Source organism: Texcoconibacillus texcoconensis (genome assembly GCF_014202575.1).
Lineage (GTDB): Bacteria > Bacillota > Bacilli > Bacillales > Salisediminibacteriaceae > Texcoconibacillus > Texcoconibacillus texcoconensis.
Map to the genome: position 1 here is coordinate 30,764 of NZ_JACHHB010000016.1, position 12,296 is coordinate 43,059.

Annotated in this window: 9 protein-coding genes; 3 read left to right on the forward strand and 6 right to left on the reverse strand. The window is 37.1% G+C overall.

What is annotated here, in order from left to right:
* Positions 1-98: 98 nt before the first annotated feature.
* Positions 99-437 (reverse strand): ASCH domain-containing protein, encoded by a 339-nt coding sequence (locus HNQ41_RS14445; protein WP_184665147.1) that lies wholly within the window; start codon positions 435-437, stop codon positions 99-101.
* 437 nt (positions 438-874) lie between these two features.
* Positions 875-1,747, reverse strand: coding sequence for an ion transporter (locus HNQ41_RS14450; protein WP_184665148.1), 873 nt, complete (start codon positions 1,745-1,747; stop codon positions 875-877).
* A 515-nt stretch (positions 1,748-2,262) separates the two neighbouring features.
* On the opposite strand from HNQ41_RS14450, the gene ahpC reads away from it, so the two are divergent.
* A complete protein-coding gene (ahpC, locus tag HNQ41_RS14455; protein ID WP_184665149.1) occupies positions 2,263-2,826 on the forward strand; it encodes an alkyl hydroperoxide reductase subunit C in 564 nt (187 codons plus the stop codon).
* Between the two features lie 28 nt (positions 2,827-2,854).
* Positions 2,855-4,384, forward strand: coding sequence for an alkyl hydroperoxide reductase subunit F (gene ahpF / locus HNQ41_RS14460; protein WP_184665150.1), 1,530 nt, complete (start codon positions 2,855-2,857; stop codon positions 4,382-4,384).
* Between the two features lie 130 nt (positions 4,385-4,514).
* On the opposite strand, the gene HNQ41_RS14465 is transcribed toward ahpF, so the two are convergent.
* The 3 genes from HNQ41_RS14465 to HNQ41_RS14475 all read right to left on the reverse strand — a co-directional run bounded on the left by HNQ41_RS14465 (position 4,515) and on the right by HNQ41_RS14475 (position 9,629).
* Positions 4,515-6,044 carry a malate:quinone oxidoreductase gene (locus HNQ41_RS14465; protein WP_184665151.1) on the reverse strand — a complete coding sequence of 510 codons (1,530 nt, stop codon included), beginning with the start codon at positions 6,042-6,044 and terminating at the stop codon, positions 4,515-4,517.
* A 482-nt stretch (positions 6,045-6,526) separates the two neighbouring features.
* Positions 6,527-8,263 carry a nitrilase-related carbon-nitrogen hydrolase gene (locus HNQ41_RS14470; protein WP_184665152.1) on the reverse strand — a complete coding sequence of 579 codons (1,737 nt, stop codon included), beginning with the start codon at positions 8,261-8,263 and terminating at the stop codon, positions 6,527-6,529.
* A 94-nt stretch (positions 8,264-8,357) separates the two neighbouring features.
* On the reverse strand, positions 8,358-9,629 hold the full coding sequence (locus HNQ41_RS14475; protein WP_184665153.1) for an ATP-binding protein: 1,272 nt from the start codon (positions 9,627-9,629) through the stop codon (positions 8,358-8,360).
* Between the two features lie 322 nt (positions 9,630-9,951).
* Here HNQ41_RS14475 and HNQ41_RS14480 point away from each other — a divergent pair, with 322 nt between their 5' ends.
* Entirely contained in the window at positions 9,952-10,860 is a 909-nt protein-coding gene (locus tag HNQ41_RS14480) for a nuclease-related domain-containing protein (RefSeq protein WP_184665154.1), read from the forward strand.
* 926 nt (positions 10,861-11,786) lie between these two features.
* Here HNQ41_RS14480 and rlmH read toward each other — a convergent pair.
* A complete protein-coding gene (gene rlmH / locus HNQ41_RS14485) occupies positions 11,787-12,266 on the reverse strand; it encodes a 23S rRNA (pseudouridine(1915)-N(3))-methyltransferase RlmH (protein WP_184665155.1) in 480 nt (159 codons plus the stop codon).
* Positions 12,267-12,296 lie beyond the last annotated feature (30 nt).

A 12,296-nucleotide genomic window follows, 5' to 3' on the forward strand; every position in this document is an offset into this window, starting at 1 on the left:
ACACGAATCTGATGAAATCATCTACCTAAATACGCATAGATGTCATCAACATGAATGATGACACCTATGCGTACAAATGTAATGAAGGTAGATTTAGTTTAGTTTACTTCACTAAATTCATGGGCCCATACTTTCATTTCTGGCTTCCACGGCATTCCTGGATGAATCGATAAAATGGACTGTTTATATTCTTCCAAGTTTTGATATCCTTCTTGCATACCGATTTCATCGGTGAGATCACCTAAGGTTTGCCTATAAACAGCCTCAATTTTAAATGAACGGCCCTCTAAGACCATCACTTCTCCGACATCTGCATACCTTCCATTACGCCGAGTTGCGTTTTTTTGTCCTTCTAAAACCTTTTTAATATCCTCAGGCCTGGTAATTAAACGATCAATTTCACAAGTTTTGGGTGGTAATGCTTCTTTCTCTGGCATCACAATTCCTCCTTTTATTCCCATTTTACAATACTCAATATCGTTAATCATTATTCTGCTTTTTTTGTGCTTAATTTACAGGATTGTGATATAATGAACGAAAGCGAAAAATTCTGACTTATTCTACATAAATGAATTTCATAAATGATGATGTAAAGATCATTTCCGAACATGGATGGTGATTTTCACTGCATGCGGACGCTTTCCCAAGGGCTTGTCTTCAGTTAAATTCAGCTCCACAAACCGTCGCTGAATTGGATCTTCAGACTGCGCTTATCCTTTGGGCGTCGCCGCCTTACGTTTCAATCACTCGTTCAAAAAACAGACGTTCACCTTCGTGATGTTTGTTAAAACCCTTCATTATGAAATTGATTCACATAAGAAAACCAATCAACAACATCATTGATGGCGATTGGCTTCTCAAAGGTCATTAAGTATTATCCATTTTCTTGATGAACTTCTCTTTCTTCATTTGTTCTCACGCTTTCATTTTCGTTGCGTTCCATTAATAACTGTTTAACTTCTTGAATATCTTTTTTCAGCTCTTTATTTTCTTCAAATAATTGATTCATTTGTTCATCTCGTTGACCTTCATCTTCTTGCCCTAAATAGTCTATAATTACTGCGACAACAAGATTTAAAACCACTAGCGCACCAATGATAATAAAAGATATAAAGTAGAACCATGACCAAGGAATCTCATTAATAATTGGTCTGGCAACCTGACTTGCCCACGATTCAAACGTTACGACTTGCATCAAAGTAAACAGCGCTGAATGGAAACTACCAAAAAACTCATCAGGGAGGACATCACTAAAAAAAGTTGTTCCGATAATAGCATAAATCGAAAAGATCAAGATTGATAACCCTAAAATGCCACCTAAAGCTGGTAAAGACTTTAATAATGAATCGATGATTTTCCGAAGCGAAGGTATAGCTGGAATCATTCTAATCAAGCGTAAAACCCTTATCAACCTCAGAACGCTTACAAATGGCGTTGCGTAAAACACGAGACTTCCTACAACAATCGAGAAATCGAACCAATTCCATCCTTTAGAGAAATACCCTTTAAAACCAAGACCCAGCATTTTTATGACCATTTCTAATACAAAAATCCATACAATGACTTGGTCTAACATTAATAGCAATTCATTTCCACTCAAATACGTTTCAGTAACGATCACAAGTCCGTTTAATAATATGATTCCTATAATCAATGACTGAAAATATGCGTGCTCTACGATTTGTCTCATTGTTGTTCTCAAGGAATGGTTTTGAGGATTCGGTTCTTGTTTTTTGATTACTTCCATTTTATCAACCCACATGTCCCTTCTATGAATTTACAATGCTTTTACAAAGTCTATTTATCAAAATTGTCATTCTAATCTTCTATTATAACAGTTTTACGATGAACCCGATAATATTTTTCCTATTAATAATCTTCATTTTAAATTGGATCTATAAAACGATTTACGGTTACGCGTAGTGATCATGGTATTTCACATACATTTTAAAACAATTTCATTTTCCTAATTGATAAATTTGATTATTTATTGAGAAAAGATTTATGAGCATATAAATTTCAAATGAAATGGTAATACTCTATAATATGGGTGTACCTTAAAATTCCACCTTTCAGTGAATGGTCATTGGTGCACCACGTATTGTTGTAAAAGAAAAAAACAAATAGATTGTTTATTCTCTTGACAAAAAAACAATTCTATATGATAATGAGTATCGAATTATAATTATTACAATTAAATAAATTCTTTACTCAAGTTTTTATTAATCCTAAAAAAAATCACACTAAGGAGGATGATTGATTATGTCAATTATCGGAACAGAGGTACAACCATTTAACGCAAAAGCATTCAAAAACGGTGATTTCATCGACGTAAACGAAGAAACCTTTAAAGGTCAATGGAGCGTTCTTTGCTTCTACCCTGCAGACTTCACTTTCGTTTGCCCAACTGAGCTTGAAGATCTTCAAAACGAATACGCAACTTTAAAAGACATGGGAGTAGAAGTGTATTCCGCTTCAACAGATACTCACTTCACACATAAAGGTTGGCACGACAGCTCAGAAACAATCGGAAAAATTACTTATACGATGATTGGTGACCCTTCTCAACAACTTTCTCGTAACTTCGAAGTACTAAACGAAGAAGCAGGTCTTGCTGACCGCGGTACGTTCATCATCGACCCAGATGGTGTTATCCAAGCTGCAGAAATTAACGCAGAAGGCATCGGCCGTGATGCAAGTACTGTTGTTAAGAAAATTAAAGCAGCACAATACGTTCGCAACAACCCAGGCGAAGTTTGCCCAGCTAAATGGGAAGAAGGCGACGAAACACTTACGCCAAGCCTTGACCTTGTAGGTAAGATCTAAGGATCTCTAATCCAAAGGAGTGCTGAGAATGGTACTTGACGAAAATATTAAATCACAGTTGAATCAATATCTTGATTTATTAGAAGGAGAGATCCTGCTAAAAGTTAGTGCAGGTTCTGATAAAGTTTCAAATGACATGCTAGCTCTTGTTGAAGAGCTAGCCCTCATGTCATCAAAAATCTCCGTTCAAAACACACAATTGAAGCGTACACCAAGCTTTAGTGTGAATCGTCCTGGAGAGGATACAGGTGTTACATTTGCTGGTATTCCGTTAGGTCACGAATTCACCTCTCTCGTTCTTGCGCTACTCCAAGTAAGTGGTAGAGCGCCAAAGGCCGACCAAGAAGTCATCGATCAAATTAAAAATATCGATGGGGAATACCACTTTGAAACATACGTCAGCTTAAGTTGTCAAAACTGTCCTGACGTTGTGCAAGCATTAAACATGATGAGTGTTCTTAACCCTAACATTACGCACACGATGATTGACGGTGCAGCGTATAAAGAGGAAGCAGAGCGTAACAACGTCATGGCCGTACCTGCGGTTTACCTAAATGGCGAATTCTTTAGTGGTGGTCGCATCACAACCGAAGAGATTCTCAACAAAATGGGTCAAGGTGTAGATGCTTCCGAGCTCTCTGAAAAGGACCCTTACGACGTGCTTGTTGTAGGTGGTGGACCTGCTGGAGCAAGTGCTGCCATTTATGCTGCACGTAAAGGCATTCGTACTGGTGTCGTTGCTGAACGCTTCGGTGGTCAGGTCGAAGACACATTAAGTATCGAGAACTTTATTAGTGTTCCGAAAACAGAAGGACCTAAGCTTGTCGCAAGTCTTGAAGAACACGTAAAAGACTATAATATTGATCTCATGAAATCACAGCGTGCAAGTAACCTCGAAAAGAAAGACCTTTTCGAACTTGAACTTGAAAATGGCGCTGTGCTAAAAAGTAAAAGTGTCATCCTTTCAACAGGTGCTCGTTGGCGTAACATTGGTGTACCTGGTGAGGAAGAATTCAAAAACGCGGGTGTTGCATACTGCCCTCACTGTGACGGACCATTATTCGAAGGTAAAGACGTAGCAGTGATCGGTGGCGGTAATTCTGGTATTGAAGCTGCGATAGACTTGGCTGGTATTGTGAAACATGTAACAGTTCTTGAATTTGCACCAGAACTAAAAGCTGATGAAGTGCTACAAGAACGCGCAAATAGCCTTCCTAATGTGACCATCATCAAGAACGCGCAAACAACAGAAATCACTGGTACAGACAATGTCAACGGCATTAGCTATATTGACCGTGAAACTGAAAAAGAACACCATGTTGAATTACAAGGTGTATTCGTCCAAATCGGGCTTGTACCAAACACTGAATGGTTAGGTGAAACGGTTGAACGAAATCGCTTCGGTGAAATCGTCGTTGATAGCCACGGAGCTACAAACGTACCTGGATTGTTTGCTGCAGGTGACTGTACAAATAACCCATATAATCAGATCATTATTGCCATGGGATCTGGTGCTACAGCTTCCTTAGGTGCATTCGATTATCTTATTCGCAATTAATATTAATCATAAGCCGCTATACTAGCTTAAAGTTAGTATAGCGGCTTTCTTTGTTATGTTTCTCTTTTTGACGATGTAATCATACTTTTTTTTAAAAAAAGAGAAGCATAAAATGTGCTACAATAGACATTTACGCTTCCTGAAATATTTTCGCATCTGAACGATCAACTTCTTTTTCTTGATCATCTAAACCAAGCGTTTGCGTCGTCGAAGTTTGGACTTCGCGCAATAAGTCTGGGTTTTCCATAAGGGACAAACCATAAGAAGGAATCATTTCTTTTATTTTTGGTTCCCACTCTTTCAAATATTCCGGAAAGCATCTCTTGATGACATCAAGCATAACGTTAACAGCCGTAGATGCTCCTGGCGACGCACCTAACAATGCTGCAATGGAACCGTCTTGATCAGTAATCACTTCTGTGCCAAATTGAAGTGTTCCTTTACCTCCAGCTTCAGTATCTTTAATCACTTGCACACGTTGACCTGCTACAATTAAATTCCAATCCTCATCTTTAGCATTCGGGATGAATTCTCGTAATTCTTCCATTCGCTGATCCTTCGTCAACATCACCTGCTGGATTAAGTATTTCGTCAATGGCATCTCTTTTGCACCTGCTGATAACATCGTTAAGACATTATATGGTTTTACTGAATTTAATAAATCAAAATTTGAACCATATTTCAAAAACTTGGGTGTAAAGCCTGCAAATGGGCCAAACAACAATGTCTGTTCATTATCAATATTCCTTGTATCAAGGTGTGGAACGGACATTGGAGGCGCTCCTACTTTCGCTTTCCCGTATACTTTTGCATTGTGTTGTTCAATCACTTCAGGATTTTTACAAGCCATAAATAAACCGCTTACAGGGAACCCACCAATATTTTTAGATTCAGGAATACCTGACTTTTGTAATAAATGTATGCTTCCCCCACCAGCACCTATAAACACGAATTTGGCACGGCGACTCTCCGTGCGACCGCTTTCAAGATCTTTCACTTTTAATTCCCACAAGCCATCGCTCGTACGTTTGATGTCATTTACGCTATGGTTGTAATTGATATTGACACCTTTCGTCTTCAAATGATCAAACAACATACGCGTCAATGAACCAAAGTTAACATCTGTCCCTAAATCCATTTTCGTTGCTGCAATATGCTCATTCAACTTGCGATCTTTCATAATAAGAGGAATCCAATCCATCAGCTTTTGTGGATCATCGGAAAACTCCATCTCTTGAAACAATGGATTGTTCGTAAGCGCTTTAAAACGATTCTTTAAAAATTGGACATTTTGCTCCCCTTGAACAAAACTCATATGCGGAACGCGAGTAATAAAGTTTTCTGGATTATGTATTAGGTTGTTGTTTACTAGGTAAGACCAAAACTGCATTGACACTTGAAATTGTTCATTAATTTTTACCGCTTTGCTTATATCTACTGAACCGTCCGATTTTTCAGCGGTGTAGTTCAGTTCACAAAGCGCCGCATGTCCCGTACCTGCATTATTCCATTCGTTGGAGCTTTCCTCCCCTGCATCTTCGAGCTTTTCAAACACTGTAACTTCCCATTCCGGTACTAATTCTTTCAATAGCGTCCCTAAAGTCGCACTCATGATTCCAGCACCAATTAAAATCACATCTGTTTTCGCTCTTTTACTCATTTTTACCGCCCTTATTTTATAATATTTTCAGAAAAGTGTAGAACTACGCCTGTTTAACTTTGATTATCCTAGGTAGTTCAAGACCTTTTCTGATAAACATACATTCTAACTTTATTTTATCAGAATTTTCCATAGATTGAAACACTTTTTACTGTGAATGAATTGTTTAATAAATATTCCATAGAGGTTTTTATACAATTTTCAACCAATACAAGTATTTCCATTTTATCGCTCAAATATGTGCGCTTTCTCAAAATTCATGTTCAAACTGGGCGTCAGGAAGTATTTAATATGCGAGTTTCATTTGGTGGAATTTTCTGATTTATTTAAGTTTAACTTACTTTATTTCAGAAAACTAGAAAAAAGTACTCGTATACGAAGATTTTATGAGTTGATTCTAAGATTTAAGAGCCACCGCTGCTAAACGATAGCCCTTTTATTCATCATAGTCGGAAAACTAGAAGCTTCTCTTTATTTAGAAACTAAATGATAGGAGGAAAGCTTGTAACGAGTGTTTTATAATAATCCGTTCGCCGAGTTAAGATGAGACGCTCTTGGTCTAACCACCAATCTGTTTTCATTGTTTTAAAATCATTCATTAAAACTTCTTCTTGATTTTCAGAAGCTATAACTGTTTGATCGTTTAAATAGTTTTGATCTAAGTTATAAATGCCGCTTCTTCCTTTGTAATGACGTTTTGTTCCTACAAAGTTCGCTACGATTGTATATGATTGTGACCCTTTAGCCACTGCATCCCAAGTTGTAATCGCACCATTAGGATAAGGCTTAGGGAATATTTTTTGATTCATACTAATGTCCGTACCATATTCACCGCTCCAGCTAGAAGGTATACAAATCAGGTCTGCTCGTTTTACTGCCAATACACCTGCTACCTCAGGGAAAGTAGCGTCATATCCGATCATCATACCAACTCTACCAAATCCATCTACTGGTGTAACAGAAATTTGATAACCTGGTGTAGCCCAAGATTCATCCCAATTATTTAAATGAATTTTCCGATGTTTCCCAATAACTTCACCATCAGGGCTTATTAAAACGGCTGTGTTATAAAATTTCACTCCTGATTTTTCAACGAAACCAAATACTAAGTAAGTCTTTATTTCTTCAGCAAGCTTCTTCATTTCGAATACTGATGGTCCGTCATCCGTTTCTGAATATGGTGCGATATCATTCTGCTTCGATGTTTCAAGAGGACCAACGAGTGTCAGTTCAGGTAAAACAATAAGATTGATATCATCTTTAACTTGATCATAGATTAATTCTTTTACTTTTTTTAAGTTTGCATCCTTATCTCCTATTATTGGTTCATACTGAATAGATGCTGCATGAATGTGCCGTGATGTTGTGTTTTTTGTGTAATCCCATGGGCCTAAAAACAACATGAGTTCTTTATAAGTTTCTATACGTCTTTCAAGAATTCTTTCTTTTGCAGAATTGACATATAGCGATGGATCCACCTCTGCATAGAGGATTTGAGGGTTATCTTTGGACTCGTCTTCGATATCAGAATAAGGTGACTCTGCAAGCTTCTCGCCTTTAGGGGACCATACAGCACTCAAACCGACCATATGGAAATCTTCCTCCGTATTTGAGCGATTGGCACTAATGACATAAAGTCCATTTATTTCTGCCCAATGTTGTAAAAGGGAGATGGAGGAACCAGAAGAGTTTGTCGGAAAGCACAAAATATCTGCTCCATTGACAGCAGCCAGTCTAGCTGATTCGAAATACGTTGAATCCTGGCAAATAATCATTGAGATATTTCCAAGTTCCGTTTCAAAAACCGAACAACCAAGGTCGCCCCAGCAAGACCAATAATTTTCAATGACCCATTGGTGAATTTTTCGATATTTTCCGATATAACCTTCAGGACCTACTAAAGCTGCAGAATTATAATATAAGCCACTTGTCATATCATACTCCGCCATGCCGATAACAATATAAGTTTGGTATTCCTTTGCAATTTGCGAAAGTTTCGCCGTTGTAAAACCAGGGATTGTATCAACGTAAGGAGAAATCGTAGAACGATCCAAATAGTGATATCCTGTTGTCGCCATTTCAGGAGTAACAATCAGTTTCGCACCATTCTCGGCCGCTTCCTGTATTAACTTAATTAGTGAACTTATATTAGTATTACGACGATTGATTTTAGGGTTAAACTGAATACTGGCAACTTTAAATGGGGAATTTGTCGACATATCATCATCACCCTTTCATTCATCATTCTGCAACTAACCTCTATATGTATCACCTTTGTTAGGGTTCACAATAACAATTTCACCGTAAAATAACTTATTTAGATTCTTGTATTTCTTTATGTGTTAAAGGAAGTGTGAAAATCATTTCCGTTCCTTTTCCATACTCACTATGAATTAAAATCGTTCCCTCCATTGCTTTAATAATACTAAAAGCAACCATCATTCCAAGTCCTGTTCCTTGATCCTTTGTTGAGTAATAAGGGGTTCCTAAGCGGTTAACTTCATCTGGGGTCATTCCAATTCCATTATCTTTAACGGTTATTTCACATTTATTTTTATGACGTTTTGTTTTCACTTCTAGCCATCCACCTTGTTCCATCGCTTCAACACTATTTTTTAAAACGTTTAGCATACATTGGTGGAATTTAACTTTATCTCCATTTATAAATCCCGTATCTTCAATTGATACGTTTAATTCAATCCCTTTCATCGTGGCTAAGGGCCTGATTAATTCAATAACTTTTTTTAATTCAGTTGTTAAATTGAGCTTCTCAACCTGTTCCATTTTTGGCTTTGAAAACGTTAAATAATCTGACAGTATATGATTAGCACGATCTAACTCTTGTATCACCATACTAAAGTATGTTTTTTGCTTTTCTACTGGTACTTTGTCTTCCATTAACAATTGAACAAAACCTCTCGCTACTGTTAAAGGATTTTTCACTTCATGTGAAATACTCGCAGATAATTCACTAGTGACTCTTAATTTTTCTGTCTGAATCAGTTCTTCTTGTATCCGGCTAATTTTAATTAGAAATTCAATTAACAGAGTAACAAATAAAATCCCTAATATAACGATAGAAGCTAACATCACCCATTCAGAAAGTGAAAGCAAGAAATCTAATTGAAGGTTTAAGGTATAATTAAATAACATGATTAAATGAAAGAAAACCATCATGAAAATAGGCAGCAATAACTTAACTTTTAAAGAGTATTGATAAAATTTCCTGGAGATCATCGCCACAATAATAAAAATAGCAGTATATAAAATGAGGGAGACAACAAAGCCATCGCCTCCAAGGGAGAAACGATATAGCAATGTTCCTAGCAACACCCAAAAACCAACCTTATATCCTGCATACAATACTGTAATTGTAAATGGTATTGTCCGTAAATCAAAATAAAATCCATCAGCCAACTCGATGGTATATTGCATACACATGATAATCGAAAATAAAGAAAATACGGTAATAATACCTCTTTTATATGTACTACCCATCGTTGGTAGAAGTGAAAAAATCATATAAATTAAAAACAGTGGAAGAAGAATAAATAATATATTTAATAAAAGTACATCTATGTCCATTTTTTGTACTCCTTACTATTATATACCAACTAGTATAACATGGTTGATTTTAGACGAATATAGAGTTATTTATTAAGGAACTACTATTCTTTTTGTGAGGACAAAGCACAATCAAATGTGAAATTAAAGAAGGAGATCGATAATATTGAAACTTAGCTCCATACATTCAATACAATAAAACAAAATGAACTTAGCATTCAACTAAGTTCATCAGTCTACCTCAATAAATCTAGTTAACAAATTTACATATTATTCATATTTCGCGGAAAAAATGATGGTCATTTATTGTAAAATAAGTTTAGAGATAAGAAAGGAGTGACCTATGTTACTAAAAAGGCGATCTGAATCCCATGAATTAATGATTATGCGTTATTTGAATACGCGTATGAGGTTAAATGAAAAGGAAAAGTTTCGTTATTTAAATCTCGAAAAAGGCTATGATGGTGAGGTGAAATTTGATAAGCTTACTGAAAGTTTTCAAGAAGATAAATTTGTTTTAAATGACTTACTACTGGAAGTGAACAACTCGTATTTTCAAATTGATACATTGATTATTTCACAGGGAATTATTCATCTTCTTGATATAAAAAACCATGAAGGTGACTGTTACCTAGAGTCAGACAAGCTTTATTCAGTAAACAGTGACCGGGAATATAAGAATCCCGTTAACCAACTAAAAAGAAGTGAAAATCTTTTCTCCCAATTGCTGCAAAACCTCAAATATACTTATCTCGTTGAATCCTCTATTATTTTTATTAACCCTGAATTCACCCTATATCAAGCTCCTATGAACCAGCCCATTATATTACCAGCCCAAGTAACTCGTTTTATAAATGACTTAAATCGTACACCCTCACAGCTAAATGCTAAGGACAAAGAATTTGCCCAAAAACTCATTTCCTTACATCAACCAAAGAACCCATTTAATGTACTACCTAACTATCATTATGACGATCTGAAAAAAGGGATTTATTGTACTAAATGTAAATCCTATCTTATTTCCACGAAAACTAAACACTTTGTATGTAGAAATTGTGGTGAACATGAAACAATAAGGACTTCAATTTTGCGTAATGTCCATGAATTCCAACTACTGTTTCCAGAACGAAAAGTTACAACAAAAGGCATTTATGATTGGTGCAATACGGGTTTAAGTGAAAAGACGATTCGTAGGGTTTTAAAGAAAAACTATACTAAAATGGGAAACACAAGTGATACTTATTATCAATAAAAATCGTCATATGTATTGGTTGACCTTTAATCTTTCTATATCATTACGGTGATATAGATGTATTTCGGACAGTTTTTTGGCTTTCTCTTCGATTTCTGTCCGAAGTCACCCTTGTTTCGGACAGTTTATCGGCTTTCTCGCTGCTTTCTGTCCGAAGTCAATCCTTTTTCGGACAGTTTTTTGGCTTTCTCGCTGTTTTCTGTCCGAAGTCAATCCTTTTTCGGACAGTTTTTTGGCTTTCTCGCTGCTTTCTGTCCGAAGTCAATCCTTTTTCGGACAGTTTTTTGGCTTTCTCGCTGCTTTCTGTCCGAAGTCAACCTTGTTTCGGACAGTTTATCGGCTTTCTCGCTGCTTTCTGTCCGAAGTCAATCCTTTTTCGGACAGTTTTTTGGCTTCCTCGCTGCTTTCTGTCCGAAGTCAATCCACTTTCGGACAGTTTTTTGGCTTTCTCTTCGATTTCTGTCCGAAGTCACCCTTGTTTCGGACAGTTTATCGGCTTTCTCGCTGCTTTCTGTCCGAAGTCAATCCTTTTTCGGACAGTTTTTTGGCTTTCTCGCTGTTTTCTGTCCGAAGTCAATCCTTTTTCGGACAGTTTTTTGGCTTTCTCGCTGCTTTCTGTCCGAAGTCACCCTTATTTCGGACAGTTTTTTGGCTTTCTCGCTGCTTTCTGTCCGAAGTCACCCTTGTTTCGGACAGTTTTTTGGCTTCCTCGCTGCTTTCTGTCCGAAGTCAATCCACTTTCGGACAGTTTATCGGCTTTCTCGCTGCTTTCTGTCCGAAGTCACCCTTGTTTCGGACAGTTTATCAGCTTTCTCGCTGCTTTCTGTCCGAAGTCACCCCTTTTTCGGACTGGTTCTTGGCTGCCAATCAGGTCCCTAGCCAAATTCACTCAATTCACTCTCTCTTACAGACTGGTCAACGCGCCTCTATTTATGGTACGGTTCCCCCCGATTGATCCGAAACGCACGATAAACTTGTTCCAGCAACATCAACCGCATAAGTTGGTGTGGAAATGTCAGCGGTGAAAAGGAAAACTGCTCGTCTGCCCGCTTTAACACATCTTCACTTAAACCGAGAGAACCGCCTATCACAAATGCGACTTTACTTTTTCCGTACGTAGCTAGTTGATCTAGTTTTTGAGCAAATTTTTCTGATGAATACGTTTTTCCTTCAATCGCTAATGCAATCACATATGTATCGGCTGAAATTTTCCCCAATATACGTTCGCCCTCTTTATCCTTCACTTGCTTTTCTTCCGTTTCACTCAACGTCTCTGGCGCTTTCTCATCAGCTACTTCTACGATTTGAACTTTCGCATAAGGTTGCAATCGTTTTTCATACTCAGCAATCCCTTGTTTTAAGTATTTTTCCTTCAATTTTCCGACCGTAACAATTGAGATATTCACAACCTAAAATCCTTTCTCCACAAGTTATCC

Bases quoted from the DNA above. Each gene is read 5' to 3' on its own strand.
- HNQ41_RS14445 (WP_184665147.1), bottom strand. From the start codon at position 437: ATGCCAGAGAAAGAAGCATTACCACCCAAAACTTGTGAAATTGATCGT.
- HNQ41_RS14450 (WP_184665148.1), bottom strand. From the start codon at position 1,747: ATGGAAGTAATCAAAAAACAAGAACCGAATCCTCAAAACCATTCCTTG.
- ahpC (WP_184665149.1), top strand. From the start codon at position 2,263: ATGTCAATTATCGGAACAGAGGTACAACCATTTAACGCAAAAGCATTC.
- ahpF (WP_184665150.1), top strand. From the start codon at position 2,855: ATGGTACTTGACGAAAATATTAAATCACAGTTGAATCAATATCTTGAT.
- HNQ41_RS14465 (WP_184665151.1), bottom strand. From the start codon at position 6,044: ATGAGTAAAAGAGCGAAAACAGATGTGATTTTAATTGGTGCTGGAATC.
- HNQ41_RS14470 (WP_184665152.1), bottom strand. From the start codon at position 8,263: ATGTCGACAAATTCCCCATTTAAAGTTGCCAGTATTCAGTTTAACCCT.
- HNQ41_RS14475 (WP_184665153.1), bottom strand. From the start codon at position 9,629: ATGGACATAGATGTACTTTTATTAAATATATTATTTATTCTTCTTCCA.
- HNQ41_RS14480 (WP_184665154.1), top strand. From the start codon at position 9,952: ATGTTACTAAAAAGGCGATCTGAATCCCATGAATTAATGATTATGCGT.